Raw genomic sequence first — 18,272 nt, forward strand, 5'->3', positions numbered from 1 at the left:
CCGATCGTCGCCCCGAAGGAGATTGGCGACCGACGGTGCTGGCGGGATCTGGCCGGCTCCGCACCATTTCAGAAGCCGGGGACCGGGCCACTATACCGATGGATGCGCGCGTGGCGAGAAGGGCGGACCGGAGCTTCCGCTCACGGAGGGAGATTCCGCTCCGTAGTCCTGAAGTGCAATTACTCACCGTACGAGGCGAGACAACCGACGGTCAGCGAGCGGCTTGCCGCCGGTCTGGCAGGTGGGGCAGTACTGCAGGCTGGAGTCGGCGAACGACACCTCGCGCACGGTGTCCCCGCATACCGGGCAGGGCAGCCCGGTGCGCGCGTGCACCTTCAGCCCGGAGCGCTTCTCGCCCTTCAGCTCCGCGGCCCGCTGACCGAGGGACCGCTCGACCGCGTCGCCGAGGACCTGTCGGGTGGCGGCGTGCAGGGTGGCGATCTGGGCGTCGGTGAGCCGATCGGTGATCGCGAACGGGGACAGCTTCGCGGCGTGCAGGATCTCGTCGGAGTACGCGTTGCCCACCCCGGACAGCACGGACTGGTCGGTCAGCACCCCCTTGACCTGCCCCCGCCTGCTCCGCAGCCGCTCGGCGAAGGTGGGCAGATCCGCGGCGAGCGCGTCCGGGCCCAGCTTGGCCACCCCGGGGACCGCCGCGAGGTCGGTGACCAGATATGCGGCCAGCTTCTTCTGCGTGCCGGCCTCGGTGAGGTCGAAGCCGGACCCGTCATCCAGGCGTACCCGCACCGCGATCGGGCCCTTGCCCGGACGTAGCGGGGTGGTGGAGGGGAACGCCTCCCGGTAGTGCAGCCAGCCTGCTCGCGCCAGATGCACCACCAGGTGCAGGTCGCCCTCGAAGAGGACGTCGAGGAACTTGCCGTGCCGACCGGCGTCGACAACCGCCCGGCCGGCGACCTCGGTCGGCGCCGGTTCGTACGTCTTCAGGGCGCTGATCGCGGCGATCTCCAGCCGATCGACGCGCCGCCCCACCGCGCGCTGACGCAGGTAACCCGCGAGCGCCTCAACCTCCGGTAGTTCGGGCACGACACAACGGTAGCCTTCTTTCCCGTGAGCGTGAGGAATGAGCTTGCGAGTCCCCACCGCGAGCGCGAGGAGTGAGCTTGCGAGCCCCGCAGTCGCGAGCAACAGTCGGCACAGCCGCGAACGAAAGGCAAGCTCCGTGAGAATCGTGGTGGCACACAACCGGTACCGGGAAGCCCAGCCTTCCGGTGAGAACACGATCGTCGACTCGGAGATCGCTCAGCTCACCGCCGCTGGCGTCGAGGTGCTGCCCTTCATTCGCAGTTCGGACGAGATCCCGTCGATGTCGAAGGCGGCGAAGGCGCTGCTGCCGATCTCGCCGATCTGGGCGCCGCGCGCCCAGCACGATCTGAGCCGGCTGCTCACCGAGCACCGACCGGACGTTCTGCACCTGCACAACCCGTACCCCCTTATCTCGCCCTGGGTGGTGCGGACCGCGCACCGGCACGGTGTGCCGGTGGTGCAGACGGTGCACAACTACCGGCAGGTCTGCTCGTCGGGGATCTACTTCCGCGACGGCGTGATCTGTCAGGACTGCAAGGGTCGGGCGTTGGGTGTGCCGGCGATCAAGCACCGTTGCTACCGCGACTCGGCGGTGCAGAGCGCGCTGATGGCGACGACCCTGGCCGTGCACCGGGGCACCTGGCGCTCGGTGGATCGGTACATCGCGCTCACCTCGGCGATCGCCGATCACCTCCGCGAGTACGGCATTCCGGACGAACGCATCGTGGTGAAGCCGAACTCCGTACCCGATCCGGGTCGTCCGATGCCGCTGGGTGACGGGTTCCTCTACATGGCCCGGCTTTCCCCGGAGAAGGGCGTCGACCTGCTGCTGGACGCCTGGCGTCGGCACCCGGTGGGTGCGCTGGGCACGTTGCGGATCGCCGGTGACGGTGAGCTGCGCCCACTCGTGGAGGCAGCCGCCGCCGAGCGACCCGACGTGGTCTACCTCGGTCAGCTCGACCGGGCCGGCGTGCAGGCCGCAGTCGAGGCGAGCGCGGTGGTGATCGTCGCCGCGATGTGGCACGACGTGCTGCCCACCGTGATCATCGAGGCGTTGGCGAGCGGCCGGCCGGTGCTCGGTACGGCGTTGGGCGGCATTCCGTACCTGGTCGGGGCCGACGCCCCGCACGAGCCCGCCGGCACCGGACCCGCCGAGATCGCCTCCGCGGTCGCCGGCGGCGGCGGGTCAGCCATGCCGGCGGGGATCGGTCTGGGCGAGGCCGGTTGGGTGGTCGCCCCGGAGCCGGCCGCGCTCGCTGCCGCGCTGCCGGTCGCCCGCGCCGGTGCGTCCGGGCTGACCCTGGCCGCCCGCGCCCGCTACGAGCGCATCTTCCACCCCGACGTGGTCACCAAGCAGCTCATCGACGTCTACGCGGGCCTGGCCCGAACCCCCAACCCCGTCTGAACCCGGTCCCGCCCCGCCCCGCCCCGCCCCGCCCCGCCCGCCTGCCCTCCGCGATCTTGCACTTGCTGTCCCGGCACAAGGCGCATACCCGTCCATATCGACGACCGAAAGTGCAAGATCGGCGTGGTGGTGCCCCGGCAAGGACATGGCGGCGGGGGGAGGGGGCGGGGGGGTCAGCGCAGGGAGGCGCGGGCCGAGAAGGCGATGCTCGCGAGCAGGAAGCCGCCGTTGACGATCGTGAAGGCGACCATCACCCAGAGGACCAGCGCGGGGGCCACGGCGAGCACCACGGCGGCCACGAACACCACCGCGCCGTAGTCGCGGACCAGCTTCACCAGGCGCACCGGCAGCGAGGTCGAGGTGACCATGCTGGCCGCGTTCGGGCCGGCCTGCATCACCGACGTCACCAGGTTGACCATCCAGGTGCCCGCGAAGGTCGCCACGAGCCAGGTCGGCGTGCCCGGCTCCTGCGCCACGGCGGTGGCGGCCAGCGCTGCCACCAGGGCGATCTGCGCGGCCACGTCGCAGAGCACGTCGACGCGCGCGCCGGCCGCGCTGCCCTGGCCGGTCACCCGGGCCAGCTGCCCGTCCGCGCAGTCCAGCGAGTACGCCACCTGCCAGCCGACTAGGGCGAGCAGGCCGACCACCCAGGCCGGTACGTCCCCGGCGGCGACCGGGCCGGCAAGCGCCACGACGGTGACCGAGGTGGCCAGCCCGAGCACCAGGTTGGTGATGGTCAACGCGGTCGGTCGCAGCCCGAGCCGCTGGGCGACGAGCGCGAAGACGGCCCCCAGCCACTGGCTGATCGACTCGCTGAACAGGCCGCCGCCCCGGTTCACCCGGTGGAAGTCGGCGACGGTGGGACGGGGGTCAGCCAAGCTGGTCGCGGATTGCACCGGCGTAGTCTGCCAGCCGTTCCCGGGTCTCGGTAGGCGACAGCGCCAGGTGTTCGAGGATGGTGTACCGGTCCGGCCGGGTACGCGGCGCGAACTGCACCGCCTCGATGAACTGGTCGTCGGTGAGCGCCACCTCGGCGGGGAGCCGGGGCAGACCGTGCCGGGCGAGACAGGCCGACATCTCCCCGAAGCGGCGGAGATCTCCGCGCAGCCAGGTGCAGAACAGCGCGCCCAGCCCAGCCAACTCGCCGTGCGAGGCGGTCCCCGGAAAGAGCGAGTCGACCGCGTGCATGATCTCGTGGCAGCCGCCGCTGCACGGACGGCTGGTGCCGTCGACCGCCATCGCCAGACCGCTGGAGATCAACGCCTCGGCGAGGACGATCACGAAGGCGTCGTCGCTCATGTCGCCCGGGTGGTTGAGCACCGCTTCGGCGCCCGCCCGCGAGAGCGAGGCGGCCAGCCCGTCGACCGGCTCACCGCGTACCTGCCGGGACAGCTCCCAGTCGGCCAGCGCGCTGATGTTGCTGATCACGTCGCCGATGCCGGCCCGGTTGTGTCGGTCCGGGCCGCTCTCCACGAAGTCCAGGTCGACGATCACCCCGATCGGGATGTGGACGCCGTAGGAGCCCTTGATCCCGTCGGTGATCAGGCTGGCCACCGGGGAGGCGATCCCGTCGTTGGCGAGGCTGGTCGCCACCGACACCATCGGCAGCCCTCGGCGGGTCGCCGCGTACTTGGCCACGTCGATGGTCTTGCCGCCGCCGATGCCGACCACCGCGTCGTAGGACCGGGCGCGGAGTTTGCCGCCCAGGTCGTCGGCGGCGTCCAGCGTCCCGCCGGAGACGGTGAACACGTCCGCCGAGCGCAGCGACGGTCGGATCAGCTCCGCGATCTGGGCACCCTGACCCGGGCCGACCACCACCGCGACGTCGCCCCCGGAGGAGATCCGCCCGTCGGCCAGGATCGCGCCCAGGTCGGCGACCGCCCCGCGTCGCACATCGATGTGCAGCGGGGTGAGGACGCTCCGAGCTAGTAGAGGCACGCGATCTCCCGCGCGCGGGCCAGGTCGGCGTGGTTGTCGACCTCGACCCACGGGACGTCACCGATCGGCGCCGCCCGCACCTCCCCGCCCCGGTCGGAGAACTCCTGGTAGCCGTCCTCGTAGTAGAGGTTCGGGTCCCGTCGCCAGGTCGCCTCCAGCGCGTCGGCGAGGGAGTCGGCGACCTGGGGCTCGATCAGCGTCGCGCCGATGTACTCCCCGTACGCCTCGCCCGGGTCCATGATCTTGGTGATCCGGGTGAGCTGGCCGGCGGCGTCGAAGGTGGTCTTCATCTCCTCCTCGGCCAGCGGCTTGAGGGTGTCCACGGCCAGCAGGATCCCCGGGCCACGCTCGGCGAGCAGGGTCTTCTCCACGCTCACCGGGTGCACGGTGTCCCCGTTGACCAGCAGCACCCCGCGCGCGAAGTGCTCCCGGGCGAGCCAGAGCGAGTAGGCGTTGTTCCACTCCTCGGCCTTGTCGTTGTGCACCAGGGTGAGCGTGACCCCGTACCGCTTCTCCAGGTCGGCCTGCCGCTCGCGGACCGCGTCCGCCGCGTAACCGACGACGATCACGATGTCGGTGAGCTCGACCTCGGCGAGGTTGCCCAGCGCGATGTCCAGGATCGTCGTCTCGCCGTCCACCGGCACCAACGCCTTGGGCAGGGTGTCGGTGTACGGGCGCAGCCGTCGTCCCGCTCCGGCCGCGAGCACCATTCCGATCATCGCGACATCCTCCCTAGTCCTGCTCCCGTCACCGGTGGAGGATAGCGCCGGCTGGGTGCGCCGCTCCGGCCAACCGGGTCAGCCGGGCAATGCCGCCAGGTCGGCGAGCATGGTCAGGCGTTCCTCCGCGCTGAGCGCGGCGTACGGGCCGGCGGCCCGCCGGTCGGTCTCCAGTTCGATGGCGAGTCGCTCGGGACCGGCCGGCAGGGCGGCGATGCTCGACGCGGTGTGCCCGGCGGCGGTCCAGGCGGCGGCGTGCGCGTCGGCCCGGTGGTGTCGCAGCGTGCTGAGCCGGTTGAGCAGCAGAACGCCCGACGGGGTGCCGTCCGGCTCGTACGGGGGCGCCAGCGCGGCGAAGGCCGAGGCGACCGGCTTCGCCTCCTCGTCCGCCAGCACCAGGGCGTATGCGAGCAGTCGGCCGAGCATGGCCACCAGCCGGGCCACCCGGTCGTCGTGGCCGGCCCACAACTCCTCGGTGACCTCGGCGTGCACCTGGTACAGCTCGGCGAGGAAGGCGGCGCCCCGCTCGGTGGCGGACAGGGCTCCGTCCGGGCCGCGGTAGATCATCCCGTGGGCCACCTGCTTGTCCACGGTCCGCCGGCAGGCGACCGGGTCGTGGTAGCGGGTGATCGCCGCGAACCCGGGCCCGTCGACAGTGCCACCGGGTGCGGCCAGCCGGGTGCGCAGGTCGACCAGGAAGCCGGTCGCCGTGATTCCGCCGTAGCGCTGGGACAACTCGGCGCCACCACCGTCCCGGCCGGCCAGGATGCCGGCGCGGAAGGTCCGGTCCACTGCCGGTGCGAGCAGCCCGGCGATCCGGTGGGGCGCCAGCTCGACGGTGTTCACAGACCGATCGACCGCAGGACGGCGAAGCCCTCCTCCGCGATCCGCCGGATCAGCCCGTCGTTGACGTCGCGGTGCTCGTCGAGCAACGTCACCTCGTGCTCGGCCAGCCAGCGGTACTCGGTGTGCTTGCCGGCCTCCAGCATCGGGTGGTCGAGGTCACCGTCGACACGGACCAGGAAGTCGTACTCGGTCCGGGCCAGCCCGTCGTCGCCGACGTAGCTGTACTCGCCCACCTGGCCCAGGACGTGCGAGAGGACCCAGCCGGTCTCCTCCGTGATCTCCCGGCGCAGTGCCTCGTCGATGTCCTCGCCCGGCTCCACGTGGCCGCCGACGATGTCCCAACAGTTGGGAAACAGGCGTCTGTGTGGTGAGCGGCGCTGAAAGAAGATGCGGCCGTCATGGTCGACGATCAGCGCGCCGGCGCAGCGCAGGGGCTCGGTGGACACCATCCGACAGTAGCCAGCGTCCGCAGCTTGTGCGATGCCGCTCTTGTCCCGGAAACATCCACCGACCACCATGTCCGTACCGAATGCCACCGTCCCAAAGGGGTGATGTGTGATGCAGGTACGGGATGCGATGTCCAGCCAGGTCCTCGTCGTCGGTCCGGAGCACACGCTCCGCCAGGCGGCCCGGATGATGTCGGCCCGCGGTGTCGGGTCGGCGGTCGTGATCGACCCTGATTCCGAGGGTGTGGGGATCATGACCGAACGCGACGTGTTGAAGGCCATCGGCGCCGGCCTGGACTGCGACGTGGAACGCACCGGCGCCCACCTGACCTGGGACGTGGTCTACGCGGGGCCGGAGTGGACGGTGGCCGAGGCCGCCGCCGCGATGGCCCGGGGCGGATTCCGGCACCTGGTGGTGCTGGACGGCCAGGAGGTGGCCGGTGTGATCTCCGTCCGGGACATCATGCGGGTCTGGTCGGAGAGCCAGGCGGTCGCCACGACCTGATCGGGGTGGTGTGCGGGGCCGGATCGATGGGTAGACATCCCTTGCGGGCGCGGAGATGCCGTGGCCCGTGGGGGAGGTCCCGATGCGCGACGCGGAGCGGCTGGTCGAGCAGCAGTACGACATGCTCCTGCGTCGGGACGTGGCCCGGCTGCCGGATCTCTACGCCTCGGAGGCGTTCTACGCCATGCCGGGCGTGACGGTCCGGCCGATCGAGCTGCCCGCGCTGCTGCGCACCTGGACCGGCGCCTTTCCAGACCTGCGGGTCGACCCGATGGGCGCGGTCCGCACCGGCGGTGGCGCCGCGGTCGAGCTGCGACTGACCGGCACCCACACCGGCACCCTGCATTCGCCGTACGGCACCGTCGCGCCCACCGGCCGGCTGGTGAGCTGGGAGGTGGCCGACGTGGTCCGGGCCCGCAAGGGTCGGATCACCGCGTGGCGCTCCTACTTCGACTGGAGTCAGCTCCTCGACGCGCTCGGCGTGCGGCTGGAGGGACTTTCCCGGGCCGCGCAGCACGACGCGCTCGCCCTTCCGGTCTGATCTGCCGCCGACCGGTCGAGTGGGGTCACCCGACCCGGTGGCTCAGGATGCGGACATCGCCGTGCCGACCGCGCGTCCCCCGCCGCCGCCCGTACGCTCAACATCCATGACCGCCGAGCAGTTGATCTCCTTTGCCCGTGGGGCTCCCTCGCTGGACATCGTCGATGTCGAGGGGCTCAAGGCCGCCGCCGTCCGCGCCTTCGACGCCGACCCCGCAGGGGTGACGGCGTACGGCACCTCCGTCGGGTACCTACCGCTGCGAAAGTGGATCGCCGAGAAGCACGGGGTCGAGGCCGACCAGGTGCTGGTCACCAACGGGTCGCTTCAGGCTGACGCGTTCCTCTTCGACCACCTGGTCCGCCCCGGCGACGCGGTGGTGGTGGAACGCCCCACGTACGACCGGACGCTGCTCAATCTCCAGCGGATGGGCAGTGAGCTGCACGGCATCGCCGTCCAGCCGGATGGCCTGGACACTGCCGAGCTGCGCAAGCTGCTGGAGTCCGGGGTCCGCCCCCGGCTCGCGCACGTCATCCCGAACTACCAGAACCCGGCCGGCATGACGCTGTCCCTGGAGAAGCGCCGGGAGCTGCTCGACCTGGCCGCCGAGTACGAGTTCACGATCTTCGAGGACGACCCGTACGCGGACATCCGCTTCCGTGGCGAGGCGCTGCCGTCGATGCTCTCGCTGGACACCCGCAACGTGGTGGTGCACGCGTCGAGCTTCACCAAGACGGTCTGCCCGGGTGTGCGGGTCGGTTACCTGGTCGGCCCGGCCGACCTGATCGCCTCCATCGCGAAGAACGCGACGAGCCTCTACATCTCCCCCGGGATGGTGTCCCAGGCGATCGTGCACCAGTTCTGCGTCTCCGGTGACATCGACCGCTCGATCGAGACGGTCCGGGCGGCGCTCGGCGAGCGGGCCCAGGTGCTCGCCGAGTCGTTGCGCCGGCACCTGCCGCAGGCGCGGTTCGTGGAGCCCGACGGTGGCTACTTCCTCTGGGTGGAGTTCCCGGAGGACGTGCTGGTCGACCGGCTCGCCCCGGCGGCGGCCGAGCGCGGGGTCGCCGTGGTCAAGGGCAGTGACTTCGTGCTGGACGGCGGGCGGCACGCTCTCCGACTGGCCTTCTCGGCGGTGACCGCCGACCGGATCGACGAGGGTGTCCGGCGGCTCGCCTCAGCCGTCGAGGCCGTCCGCAGCTGACTCAACTGTCGGGTTCCTGACAGAACGACGATGCCGGCCGTCCCGGGGGTCCCTCCCGGGCGGCCGGCTGGCCCACAATGCTGCGAGCGTCACCCGCCGGCTGCGGAGTTCACCGCCCGGCCTCCGGGCCGGCCCCGCCGGGTTGACGCGGCAGCACAACCTCCCGCCCCCACAGGTGCCGGGTGGGCCGTGTCGTCCCCCGCACACCCCCCGATGCGGCCCGGCCCGCCCGGCGCCGCCCCCACGCGACCGCCGTCACACCGGTCCTCGACCGCGATCGGCGTAGCCTGCAAGCCGCTAGCTGAGCGCGGGAGGTGACGCGATGACGGATCGGACAGAGCGGGACCGGACGGCACCGTCGACCACCGGTCGGGTGCTGCGGCCTCGGGCGTGGCCCTCCCCGGTCCGGGCGATGACCCGGATCCTCAACGCCGACGGCTCGCCGCCCGTTTCGGCTCCGACCGGCACGGGCACCGGCCGCAGCGCGGTGGTCGACTGCGCGCTCTACGTCGACGGCAGGCGGCAGCCCGGCGACTGGACCTACGCGGAGGCGTTGGCCGCTGCCCGCCGCGAGGAGCACGGCTTCGTCTGGATCGGTCTGCACCAGCCGGAGCTGGCCGAGATGACCGCCATCGCGGAGACTTACGGCCTGCACGAGCTGGCGGTCGAGGACGCGGTCAAGGCCGAGCAGCGCCCCAAACTGGAGCGGTTCGGCGACGTCGTCTTCCTGGTGCTGCGTACCGCCCGCTACTGCGAGCACACCGAGCTGACCGAGAACTCCGAGGTGGTGGAGACCGGGCAGGTGATGCTCTTCATCGGCCCGAACTTCGTGATCAGCGTCCGGCACGGGGACGCCTGCCGGCTCGCCCCGATCCGCGCCGACCTGGAGACCAAGCAGGAGTTGCTGCTGCACGGCCCGTGGGCGGTGGCGTACGGGGTGACCGACCGGGTGGTCGACCTCTACCTGGAGGTCGCCGACCAGCTTGAGGATGATCTGGACGTGCTGGAGGCCGAGGTCTTCGACCGCAACGGCAGGGGCCGGATCCAGCGGATCTACCAGATGAAGCGCGAGTTGGTGGAGTTCAAGCGTGCGGTGATCCCGTTGCAGCGCCCGATGATGACCCTGACCTCCCAGGTCAACCGGGACGTGCCCAAGGAGATCCGGCGCTACTTCCGGGACGTGCAGGACCACCTGAGCCGTACGGTCGAGCAGGTCAACTCCTACGACGATCTGCTGAACTCGATCCTCCAGGCGCGACTGGCGCAGGTCACCGTCGACCAGAACAACGACATGCGCAAGATCGCCGCCTGGGCCGGCATCGCCGCCGTGTGGACCGCCATCGCCGGGATATACGGGATGAACTTCGAGAACATGCCCGAGCTGAAGATGACGTACGGCTATCCCGTCGTACTCGCCCTGATGCTCGGCGTATCCCTGTCCCTCTACCGCTGGTTCCGCCGCAACGGCTGGCTCTGACCGGCCGGGCGTGACATCGGACACCCCGCGACACGGAAGCGCCGGCGGTGCGGGGTGCCCCCGCCTCGCCGGCGCTTGTCCGTGACTACTGCGGTCAGCGGCGCCCGTTGGTGCGGGCGGTGTCCTTGTCCTTGCCCAGCGCCTTGGTGAGGTCGTCGGTCGGCCGACCGGAGACGTCGGTGGCGCCCTCGGCGACCGACGGGACCTTGTCGGTCGGGCGGACACCGGTCTGCTTGGCCGGGGCGGTGGTGCTGGCACTGGAACCGCCGGCCACCGCCGAGCTGCCCGCGCCGGTCATCCCCGCCGCGCCGGACATGGCGGACCCGTCGGAACCCCGAGCGGTGGACGGCGTACGCACCTCGATCGAGTCGACCTCGTCGCGCATCGGCTCCAGGGTGCTGCGGGTCGGGTCGTACTCGGCCCACTCCTGCTGCTCCCGGCGGCGACGCAGCGCGACCGCGCCGGCCAGGCCGGCGATGGCACCCGCTGCCAACAGGCCGGTCATCATCGAGCCGCGACGACGCGGCTGCTTCTTCTTACCGGTGATCCGCATGGTCTTCGACTTGGCCTTCCTGGTCAGCGGCCCTGCCTGCGCGGCGCCGTCACGAGCAGCCGCCGCCAGTGGTGCCAGCGTGGTGAGAGTCGTCCCCCAGCCGGTCGACGCGCGGTCGCGTACCTTCGCGGCCGTGGGTGCGACGTAGCCCCGGGCCACCTGGACCCGCGGGCCGACGGTGGCGCCGGCGCCCTTCGCGGCGTGGTTGGCTGCCAGCATCAGGTGGCTGATGCTCTGGTTCAGCTCGGCCTTGGCCAGCTGCACCTGGGACTTACGCCGCCCGAATCCAAACACGGTCCTACCTCCTGGGAGTTGTTCCTTCGTCATCCTCCACCTTCGGATGCCTCCGCGATGCCAGATCGGGCACATGGGAGGATCCGCATGGAACTGACCAACGAGTGAGGAGTACCCGTGGCCGAGGCTGTCTACGCCACCCTGCACACCAACGCTGGCCCGATCCGGCTGGAGCTCTTCCCCAACCACGCGCCGAAGACCGTCCGCAACTTCGTCGACCTGGCCGAGGGCAACCGTGAGTACACCGACCCGCGCACCGGTCAGCCGGGCAGTGGTCCGTACTACGACGGCACCATCTCGCACCGGGTGATCAGCGGTTTCATGGTCCAGATGGGCGACCCGACCGGGACCGGTCGGGGCGGACCGGGCTACAAGTTCGCCGACGAGTTCCACCCGGAGCTGCGGTTCGACCGTCCGTACCTGCTGGCGATGGCGAACGCCGGACCGGGCACCAACGGTTCGCAGTTCTTCATCACCGTGTCCCCGACGCCGCACCTCAACAACCGGCACACCATCTTCGGCCAGGTCGCCGACGAGGCGTCGGTGAAGGTCGTCGATTCGATCGCGAGCACCCCGACCGGTCCGAGCGACCGTCCGCTCCAGGACGTCGTCATCGAGCGGGTCGAGATCGAGCGGTCCGCTTCCTGAGCGACTGGCGAGGTACCTTTGCTCGCATGATTGAGCGCTCCGGAGCACGGCCGGTGGACCGCGCGGTGGCGAACGGAGGGTCGGCCCGGTGAGCGAGTCTCCACCGACCACCCCCGTCTGCTACCGGCACCCCGGCCGGGAGACCTACGTCCGGTGCACCCGCTGCGACCGGCCGATCTGCCCGGACTGCATGCGGGATGCCTCGGTCGGGCACCAGTGCCCGGAGTGCGTCGACGAGGGACGTCGCAGTGTCCGGCCGGCGCGTACCGCCTTCGGCGGCGGTACGGCCGGCCGGCACGGCTATGTCACCAAGGCGCTGATCGCGCTGAACGTGCTGTTGCTGCTCGCCTCCATCGCCTCCGCCCGGGGCGGGGACGCGGCGGTGGGCGGCTCCGGCTTCGGCGGCCTGATGGGTGGCAGCACGCCGCTGACCGAGTGGGGTGCGGTGCTCGGCCGGGCCTACCTTTCCGACTTCACGCTCGGCGGGATCGCCGAGGGCCAGTGGTACCGGCTGGTCACGGCGATGTTCCTGCACTACGGCGTGCTCCACCTGCTGCTCAACATGTGGGCGCTGTGGGTGCTCGGCCGGTCGCTCGAGGCCAACCTCGGGCGGGTGCGGTTCGCCGCGCTCTACCTGATCGCGGGCCTCGGCGGCAACGTGGCCGCCTACCTGTTCAGCAGCCCGCGGGCGGCCACCGTCGGCGCGTCGACCGCCGTCTTCGGCCTCTTCGCCGCGCTGATCATCATCGAGCGCAAGCTGGGCCGGGACATTTCCCGGATCATCCCGATCCTGGTGATCAACCTGGTGTTCACGCTGGCCGTGCCGGGCATCTCGATTCCCGGGCACCTGGGCGGGCTGGTGGTCGGCGCGCTGATGGCCTTGGTGCTCGCGTACGCACCGCGCAGCCGTCGCACGTTGGTGCAGGTCACCGGTGGGGCGCTGATCCTGCTGATCCTGCTCGCGCTGGTGCTCTTCCGGACCGCCGCACTGCTCACCTGAGTGGGCGGGCGGCCCGCAACGCGGCGGCCACCTCTTCCGGGGTGGCCCCCAGGTCGTACCGGCCGAACAGGTGCAGCGAGTTGCCCGCGTCGATCTCCAGGGTTTCGCTGGTCAGCCCCAGCCGGGGCCGCCGGTCGACGGCGATCGCCTCGACCGTCGACCAGGGCAGCAGCCGCCGGCCGGCGAAGCCGTGGATGACGGTGAGCCCGGCCGGGTCCACCGCCAATCGGACCGGCGCGACCAGGTCACGTACCGCCCAGCCGGCCAGCGCGGCGGCGGCCAGGACGGCCACCGCCAGGCGGACCGGGTCGCCGTCGGCGAAGAGCAGCCCGATCGCGACGAGCAGGACGGCGCCGGCCAGCTTCGCCGCCGGCAGGGTCGACGGCACCCGCCACTGCTGTGCCGGGGAGGTCTCATTCACCCGCCCAGCATGCCAGCGGCCGTCGGACTCCGGCACCTCGTGCGGGTGTGGCCGGACGACCTGTCGATGGACGACGTAGGATCGGGGCAGCCCAAGTTACCGGGGAGTAAACATGAGTGACGCGGTCATCGTCGGCGCGGTACGTACCCCGGTCGGGCGGCGCAAGGGCAGCCTCGCCAGCGTCCACCCGGTCGACCTCTCGGCGCACGTGCTGCGCGCCCTCGCCGAGCGCACCGGGCTCGACCCGGCCCAGGTCGACGACGTCTTCTGGGGCTGCGTGTCCCAGGTCGGCGAGCAGTCGTGGAACATCGCCCGCAACGGCGTGCTCGCTGCCGGCTGGCCCGAGACGGTCCCCGGCACCACGCTCGACCGGCAGTGCGGCTCCAGCCAACAGGCCCTGCACTTCGCCGCCGCGACGGTGCTCTCCGGTCAGGCCGACCTGGTGGTCGCCGGCGGCGTCGAGTCGATGACCCGGGTGCCGATGGGCTCCAGCGTGGCCGGCGGCATGCCGTTCAGTGACCAGCTACGCGCCCGTTACCGGGGCGTCGAGGGCTTCGCCGACGACGCGCCGCTGCCGTTCAACCAGGGGGTCGGGGCCGAGCTGATCGCCCAACGGTGGCGCCTCTCGCGTACCCAACTGGACGAGTTCGCGCTGGCCAGCCACGAGAAGGCGGCCGCCGCGCAGGACGCTGGCGCGTTCGACCCGGAGCTGACCCCGGTGCCGCTCGCCGACGGTGGCAAGTTCGCCGCCGACGAGGGCATCCGCCGGGAGACCTCCCTGGAGAAGCTGGGTGAGCTGGCGACCCCGTTCCGCGCCGACGGCGTGGTGACCGCCGGTTCCGCGTCCCAGATCTCCGACGGCGCCGCGGCCCTCGCGGTGACCACCTCCGACTGGGCCAGCCGACACGGCCTGCGCCCGCTGGCCCGGATCCACACCGCAGTGGTCGCCGCCGACGACCCGGTCGCCATGCTCACCGCGCCCATCCCGGCCACCGCGAAGGCGCTGCGCCGCGCGGGGCTGGGCATCGAGGAGATCGGGGTGTACGAGGTGAACGAGGCGTTCGCCCCGGTGCCGCTGGCCTGGCTGGCGGAGACCGAGGCGGACCCGGAGCGGCTCAACCCGCGCGGCGGGGCGATCGCCCTCGGCCACCCGCTCGGCGGCTCCGGTGCCCGGATCATGACCACCATGCTCCAGCACATGCGGGACAACGGCATCCGCTACGGCCTCCAGACCATGTGCGAGGGCGGCGGCATGGCCAACGCCACCATCGTCGAGCTGGTCTGACGCGGGGCGGGAAAACCCTCGCCTCGACGCGGAACGGCCGTCTAAGGTGCCCAGCGTGACGACGATCGCCGGTGAGCGCGCCCCCGACTGGTCCAGCGAGCAGTGGCAGGTGCGGGCCCGATCCTGGGTCGACGCGCAGCTGAGCCGGGCCGGCCGACGGGTGACCGGGCTGGTGGAGCCGAGGCTGCGGCCCTGGTCGTTGGTGTGGCGGGTGCCCACCGACGACGGTCCGGTCTGGTTCAAGGCCAACAACCCGGGCACGGTGCACGAGGCGGTCCTGATCACGGCGCTCGCCGAGTTGGCGCCCGACCGGGTGCTGACGCCGATCGCGGTGGACCCGGCGCAGGGCTGGTCGCTGCTGCCCGATGGCGGCGAGTCGCTGCGCGACGTGCTGGCGCGCGACCCCGACCTGGCGCACTGGGAGCGGGCGCTGCCCGGGTACGCGGCGCTGCAACTGGCGAGCGCGTCGCGCGCCGACGAACTGGTCGCCCTGGGCGTGCCGGATCAGCGTCCGGAGGTGCTGGCCGGTCTCTTCGCCGAGCTGCTCGACGATCACGAGGCGCTGCTGGTCGGCGCCGAGGGCGGGCTCAGTCCGGAGGTGCACGAGCGGTTGCGGGCCGAACTGCCGGCGTACGCGCAGCGGTGCCGCCGGCTCGCCGACCTCGGCATTCCGGCGACGGTGCAACACGACGACCTGCACGACGGCAACGTCTTCGCCGGCGCGGCCGGGTACCGGTACTTCGACTGGGGCGACGCCTCGGTGGCGCACCCGTTCGGCACGCTGCTGGTGACCCTGCGCTCCGTCGGGCACGCCGGGAAGCTCGCCGCCGCCGACGCCCAGCTGGCGCGGTTGCGTGACGCGTACCTGGAGGCGTGGACCGACCGGTACGACCGGCGGACCCTCGTGGAGGCCGTCGACCTCGCGATCGGCCTGGGGCCGGTGAGCCGGTCGCTCTCCTGGCGTCGGGCACTGGACACCCCCGAGGAGTCCCGTGCCCAGTACGCCGACGCGGTCCCGGGCTGGTTGGAGGAGCTGTTCGCCGCCAGTCCACTTCAGCCGAACTCCTGACCATGATCCGTCGGAGTCGGAAGTCGGACAGGCTGTGCGACAGGCGGCGTGGAACTTCCAAAAAACCCGCGTGACCCACGTCACCCTGCTGAGGACGTCGTTGGGCAGGTCATGGACGTCTTCTCCCGAACGTTCCTCCCGGCCGCCGCTGAGGCTGGCCTGGCCGTGCAGACGGTGAGCCGGCACATGCCGGTCTTCCGGCGCTGTGTCGGCTCCGGTGACGCCACCATCCTGGTCACCCGTTGCAGCCGCCCCGACCGCCCGGTCACCGGCGACTACCTGTTGCTACTCACGCACCGCCGACTGGTGGTGACCCAGCAGACCCGCCTCCTGCACCGACTGCGCCTGCACCTCAACACCGAGTTGCGCGAGCTGAGCAACGTCACCTGGAGCCCGGACCCGCGGCTGCAGTCGGTGGAGATGGCGGCCACCGCGATCGACGGGATCCGTGAGCGGTTCCTGATCCGGACCAGTCACCCGAAGCAGGTCTGGCAGCTCGACGCGTTGCTCAACCAGGCGTTCCGGACCCGCCTGCGGCCGCCCGGCGCGCGGGTCGTCGCCAGCATCGGTGACGCACCGGCCGCCGCCCGGCCCGGGATGTTCGCTCCGTCCTGGTGAGCTGATCCCGACCGGGCGTCGCCCGGCCTTTACCGAACTCGAACACACACCGATCGCGCCGAGCCTTCGCGGTCGGCAATCATGGGCCGGTGACCGTCGAACCACCGCATCGCGGGCTCGTCCTCGTCGTGGAGGACGAGCCGGCCATCGCCGACCTGGTCCGGCTCTACCTGACCCGGGACGGGTTCGGCGTCCACCTGGAACGTGACGGCGAGGCCGGTCTGAGCGCGGCCCGCCGGTTGCGTCCGGTGGCCTGCGTCCTGGACATCGCGCTGCCGGGTCTGGCCGGCACCGAGATCTGCCGCCGGCTGCGCGAGGCCGGCGACTGGACCCCGGTCATCTTCCTCACCGCCCGCGACGACGAGGTGGACCGGATCGTCGGCCTGGAGTTGGGCGCCGACGACTACGTCACCAAGCCGTTCAGCCCCCGGGAGTTGGTCGCCCGGGTCCGCGCGGTGCTGCGCCGATCCGCCGGCGGCCCGGAGGGCGCGGACCGGCCACGCGTCGTCGGCCCGGTGACGCTCGACCCGGCCCGCCGCACGGTCACCGCCGCCGGGTCGCCGGTACAGCTCACTTCAACCGAGTTCGACCTGCTGGCCCATTTGATGGCCCGGCCGGGCCGGGTCTTCACCCGGGAGGAGTTGCTGGCCGGGGTCTGGGGTTACGCCGCGCACGCCGGCACCCGGACGGTGGACGTGCACGTCGCCCAGGTGCGGGCCAAGCTCGGCCCGGCGAGCGTGATCCGGACCCATCGCGGCGTGGGGTACGCGGTCGATGCCTGACCACCCCCGGCACGTCGAGTCGCCGACCATGGCCCTGCCGGTGGTCGGCGCCGCCCCAACCACCCCACCCCGACGAGGCCGACTCGGCCGTACGCTGACCGCCCGCGCGGTGCTCGTCACCTGCGCGGTGGCGCTGGTGTCGGTGCTGGTCACCGCCATCGTCGCGGTGCCGTTGGCGATCCGTGGCGCGGAGCGGAGCGAGCAGGAGGCGCTCGCCGCCCAGGCCCGACTCGCCGCCGAGGTGCTGCGGACCCGCCTCGACCGGGGTCGCACCGCCGACGAGGAACGGCTCATCCAGCAACTGCGCGACCAGGGCATCGACGCGTACCTGATCCGCCGTGGGGCGGTCGACCGGGCGGGTCTGCCACCCCGGGTGGTGCAGCGGATCGGGCAGGGCCGCAACGTGTCGGCCCGCCGCCCGGTCAACGGTGAGCGGGCCCTGGTCGAGGGTCGGGCCCTGCCCGGCGGCAACGGGGTCGTGCTCTCCCGTCCGCTGGCCAACGGGCTGTGGGCCCGGGTGCTGCTCAGTCTCTGGTTGCCGCTGCTGGCCGGGTTGACCGCCGGTGTGGCGGCCGGGCTGCTGCTGGCCCGTCGGCTGGCCCGGCCGATCCGGGTCGCGGCCACCGCCGCCGCCCGACTGCGTGCGGGTGACCGCGCCGTCCGGGTGCCCGTCGAGCCGCCGGACGAGGTCGCCGACCTGGCCGAGGCGTTGAACGGTCTGGCTGCCGCGCTGGCCACCAGCGAGGGCCGACAGCGGGAGTTCCTGCTCTCCGTCTCGCACGAGCTGCGCACCCCGCTGACCGCGATCCGGGGGTACGCCGAGGCGCTCGCCGACGGGGTCCTCGGTGCCGACGACACGGTGGACACCGGTCGGACGATGCTGGCCGAGGCCCAACATTTGGACCGGCTGATCGGCGACCTGTTGGCACTGGCCCGGCTGGAGGCCGCCGACTTTCTCCTCGAACCGGTGCCGGTGGACCTGACCCAACTGGCAGTGGACGCGGAGCCGACCTGGTCCGGCCGGTGTGCTGCGGTGGGCGTGCCGTTCCGGGTGGAGACGCCCGGTCAGCCGGTGCCCGCGTACACCGATCCGGGGAGGATCCGGCAGGTGGTGGACGGGCTGCTGGAGAACGCGCTGCGGGTCGTACCCCCGGGGGCGCCGGTGGTGCTCGCGGTCCGGCCGGCCGGCACGGACCCGGCGCACGGCGGCGTGTTGGAGGTTCGCGACGGCGGGCCCGGCTTCACCGACGACGACCTGGCGGTGGCCTTCGAACGCGGTGCGCTGCACGAGCGGTACCGGGGCGTGCGCAAGGTGGGCAGCGGGCTGGGGTTGGCGCTGGCCGCCGGGCTGGTCCGCCGGTTGGGCGGGGAGATCGCCGCGGGGCACGCGCCGGAGGGCGGTGCCGCCTTCACCGTCCGGCTGCCCGGTGATCCTTACCTGACCCGAACATCGGCCTGACGCTCCGCTCGTCGTTCCGGG

20 protein-coding genes are annotated in these 18,272 nt (G+C 72.0%); 12 read left to right on the plus strand and 8 right to left on the minus strand.

Going from position 1 to position 18,272, the window contains the following annotated elements:
- Nucleotides 1–183: 183 nt before the first annotated feature.
- Nucleotides 184–1,044, minus strand: coding sequence for an Fpg/Nei family DNA glycosylase (locus tag ACFYP0_RS26720; RefSeq protein ID WP_124861923.1), 861 nt, complete (start codon nt 1,042–1,044; stop codon nt 184–186).
- Between the two features lie 136 nt (nt 1,045–1,180).
- Between ACFYP0_RS26720 and ACFYP0_RS26725 the strand changes: the two genes are divergently transcribed.
- Nucleotides 1,181–2,449 (plus strand): glycosyltransferase, encoded by a 1,269-nt coding sequence (locus tag ACFYP0_RS26725; protein WP_356975455.1) that lies wholly within the window; start codon nt 1,181–1,183, stop codon nt 2,447–2,449.
- Between the two features lie 173 nt (nt 2,450–2,622).
- On the opposite strand, the gene ACFYP0_RS26730 is transcribed toward ACFYP0_RS26725, so the two are convergent.
- The 5 genes from ACFYP0_RS26730 to ACFYP0_RS26750 all read right to left on the minus strand — a co-directional run bounded on the left by ACFYP0_RS26730 (nt 2,623) and on the right by ACFYP0_RS26750 (nt 6,401).
- Nucleotides 2,623–3,345 (minus strand): CDP-alcohol phosphatidyltransferase family protein, encoded by a 723-nt coding sequence (locus tag ACFYP0_RS26730; protein ID WP_091396866.1) that lies wholly within the window; start codon nt 3,343–3,345, stop codon nt 2,623–2,625.
- A complete protein-coding gene (locus ACFYP0_RS26735) occupies nt 3,320–4,387 on the minus strand; it encodes an iron-containing alcohol dehydrogenase family protein (RefSeq protein WP_179781433.1) in 1,068 nt (355 codons plus the stop codon). Before ACFYP0_RS26735 ends, ACFYP0_RS26730 begins: the two co-directional genes overlap by 26 nt.
- Entirely contained in the window at nt 4,375–5,106 is a 732-nt protein-coding gene (locus tag ACFYP0_RS26740; RefSeq protein WP_356975452.1) for a phosphocholine cytidylyltransferase family protein, read from the minus strand. The genes ACFYP0_RS26735 and ACFYP0_RS26740 overlap by 13 nt, the downstream gene beginning before the upstream one ends.
- A gap of 78 nt (nt 5,107–5,184) precedes the next feature.
- Complete coding sequence (locus ACFYP0_RS26745) at nt 5,185–5,952, minus strand: hypothetical protein (protein ID WP_356975450.1); 768 nt, start codon at nt 5,950–5,952, stop codon at nt 5,185–5,187.
- Nucleotides 5,949–6,401: an NUDIX domain-containing protein gene (locus tag ACFYP0_RS26750; RefSeq protein WP_208740852.1), complete on the minus strand. Its 453-nt coding sequence runs from the start codon at nt 6,399–6,401 to the stop codon at nt 5,949–5,951. The genes ACFYP0_RS26745 and ACFYP0_RS26750 overlap by 4 nt, the downstream gene beginning before the upstream one ends.
- A 109-nt stretch (nt 6,402–6,510) precedes the next feature.
- Here ACFYP0_RS26750 and ACFYP0_RS26755 point away from each other — a divergent pair, with 109 nt between their 5' ends.
- The 4 genes from ACFYP0_RS26755 (at nt 6,511) to corA (ending at nt 10,122) form a co-directional block, all read left to right on the plus strand.
- Nucleotides 6,511–6,903, plus strand: a complete 393-nt coding sequence (locus tag ACFYP0_RS26755) for a CBS domain-containing protein (protein WP_091396882.1) — start codon at nt 6,511–6,513, stop codon at nt 6,901–6,903.
- 82 nt (nt 6,904–6,985) lie between these two features.
- A complete protein-coding gene (locus ACFYP0_RS26760; protein ID WP_356975447.1) occupies nt 6,986–7,444 on the plus strand; it encodes an ester cyclase in 459 nt (152 codons plus the stop codon).
- Between the two features lie 106 nt (nt 7,445–7,550).
- On the plus strand, nt 7,551–8,645 hold the full coding sequence (locus ACFYP0_RS26765) for an aminotransferase-like domain-containing protein (RefSeq protein ID WP_124854043.1): 1,095 nt from the start codon (nt 7,551–7,553) through the stop codon (nt 8,643–8,645).
- 322 nt (nt 8,646–8,967) lie between these two features.
- A complete protein-coding gene (gene corA, locus ACFYP0_RS26770; protein ID WP_124859780.1) occupies nt 8,968–10,122 on the plus strand; it encodes a magnesium/cobalt transporter CorA in 1,155 nt (384 codons plus the stop codon).
- A 94-nt stretch (nt 10,123–10,216) separates the two neighbouring features.
- Here the strand turns inward: corA and ACFYP0_RS26775 are convergent, their stop codons facing one another.
- Nucleotides 10,217–11,002 (minus strand): hypothetical protein, encoded by a 786-nt coding sequence (locus ACFYP0_RS26775; RefSeq protein WP_355583695.1) that lies wholly within the window; start codon nt 11,000–11,002, stop codon nt 10,217–10,219.
- Nucleotides 11,003–11,086: 84 nt separating this feature from the next.
- Between ACFYP0_RS26775 and ACFYP0_RS26780 the strand changes: the two genes are divergently transcribed.
- Together ACFYP0_RS26780 and ACFYP0_RS26785 are read left to right on the plus strand one after the other, a co-directional pair.
- Complete coding sequence (locus tag ACFYP0_RS26780; protein ID WP_356975445.1) at nt 11,087–11,617, plus strand: peptidylprolyl isomerase; 531 nt, start codon at nt 11,087–11,089, stop codon at nt 11,615–11,617.
- Nucleotides 11,618–11,705: 88 nt separating this feature from the next.
- A complete protein-coding gene (locus ACFYP0_RS26785; RefSeq protein ID WP_355495626.1) occupies nt 11,706–12,617 on the plus strand; it encodes a rhomboid family intramembrane serine protease in 912 nt (303 codons plus the stop codon).
- Here ACFYP0_RS26785 and ACFYP0_RS26790 read toward each other — a convergent pair.
- Complete coding sequence (locus ACFYP0_RS26790; RefSeq protein ID WP_356975442.1) at nt 12,610–13,038, minus strand: PH domain-containing protein; 429 nt, start codon at nt 13,036–13,038, stop codon at nt 12,610–12,612. The two genes, ACFYP0_RS26785 and ACFYP0_RS26790, sit on opposite strands and share 8 nt — an antisense overlap.
- Before the next feature lie 112 nt (nt 13,039–13,150).
- Between ACFYP0_RS26790 and ACFYP0_RS26795 the strand changes: the two genes are divergently transcribed.
- From ACFYP0_RS26795 to ACFYP0_RS26815, 5 genes are all read left to right on the plus strand, one after another.
- Entirely contained in the window at nt 13,151–14,323 is a 1,173-nt protein-coding gene (locus tag ACFYP0_RS26795) for a thiolase family protein (protein ID WP_328651710.1), read from the plus strand.
- A 55-nt stretch (nt 14,324–14,378) separates the two neighbouring features.
- Nucleotides 14,379–15,392, plus strand: coding sequence for an aminoglycoside phosphotransferase family protein (locus tag ACFYP0_RS26800; protein WP_386997975.1), 1,014 nt, complete (start codon nt 14,379–14,381; stop codon nt 15,390–15,392).
- 111 nt (nt 15,393–15,503) lie between these two features.
- Nucleotides 15,504–16,010 (plus strand): hypothetical protein, encoded by a 507-nt coding sequence (locus ACFYP0_RS26805; RefSeq protein ID WP_112675276.1) that lies wholly within the window; start codon nt 15,504–15,506, stop codon nt 16,008–16,010.
- Nucleotides 16,011–16,099: 89 nt separating this feature from the next.
- Nucleotides 16,100–16,792 (plus strand): response regulator transcription factor, encoded by a 693-nt coding sequence (locus ACFYP0_RS26810; protein WP_355495635.1) that lies wholly within the window; start codon nt 16,100–16,102, stop codon nt 16,790–16,792.
- 28 nt (nt 16,793–16,820) lie between these two features.
- Nucleotides 16,821–18,251: a sensor histidine kinase gene (locus tag ACFYP0_RS26815; protein ID WP_386998004.1), complete on the plus strand. Its 1,431-nt coding sequence runs from the start codon at nt 16,821–16,823 to the stop codon at nt 18,249–18,251.
- The last annotated feature ends 21 nt before the right edge of the window (nt 18,252–18,272 follow it).

The sequence above is a fragment of the Micromonospora arida genome (assembly GCF_042873195.1).
Taxonomy (GTDB): domain Bacteria; phylum Actinomycetota; class Actinomycetes; order Mycobacteriales; family Micromonosporaceae; genus Micromonospora; species Micromonospora arida.

Bases quoted from the DNA above. Each gene is read 5' to 3' on its own strand.
- ACFYP0_RS26805 (WP_112675276.1), top strand. From the start codon at position 15,504: ATGGACGTCTTCTCCCGAACGTTCCTCCCGGCCGCCGCTGAGGCTGGC.
- ACFYP0_RS26815 (WP_386998004.1), top strand. From the start codon at position 16,821: ATGGCCCTGCCGGTGGTCGGCGCCGCCCCAACCACCCCACCCCGACGA.
- ACFYP0_RS26740 (WP_356975452.1), bottom strand. From the start codon at position 5,106: ATGATCGGAATGGTGCTCGCGGCCGGAGCGGGACGACGGCTGCGCCCG.
- ACFYP0_RS26775 (WP_355583695.1), bottom strand. From the start codon at position 11,002: ATGACGAAGGAACAACTCCCAGGAGGTAGGACCGTGTTTGGATTCGGG.
- ACFYP0_RS26750 (WP_208740852.1), bottom strand. From the start codon at position 6,401: ATGGTGTCCACCGAGCCCCTGCGCTGCGCCGGCGCGCTGATCGTCGAC.
- ACFYP0_RS26765 (WP_124854043.1), top strand. From the start codon at position 7,551: ATGACCGCCGAGCAGTTGATCTCCTTTGCCCGTGGGGCTCCCTCGCTG.
- ACFYP0_RS26760 (WP_356975447.1), top strand. From the start codon at position 6,986: ATGCGCGACGCGGAGCGGCTGGTCGAGCAGCAGTACGACATGCTCCTG.
- ACFYP0_RS26755 (WP_091396882.1), top strand. From the start codon at position 6,511: ATGCAGGTACGGGATGCGATGTCCAGCCAGGTCCTCGTCGTCGGTCCG.
- ACFYP0_RS26795 (WP_328651710.1), top strand. From the start codon at position 13,151: ATGAGTGACGCGGTCATCGTCGGCGCGGTACGTACCCCGGTCGGGCGG.
- corA (WP_124859780.1), top strand. From the start codon at position 8,968: ATGACGGATCGGACAGAGCGGGACCGGACGGCACCGTCGACCACCGGT.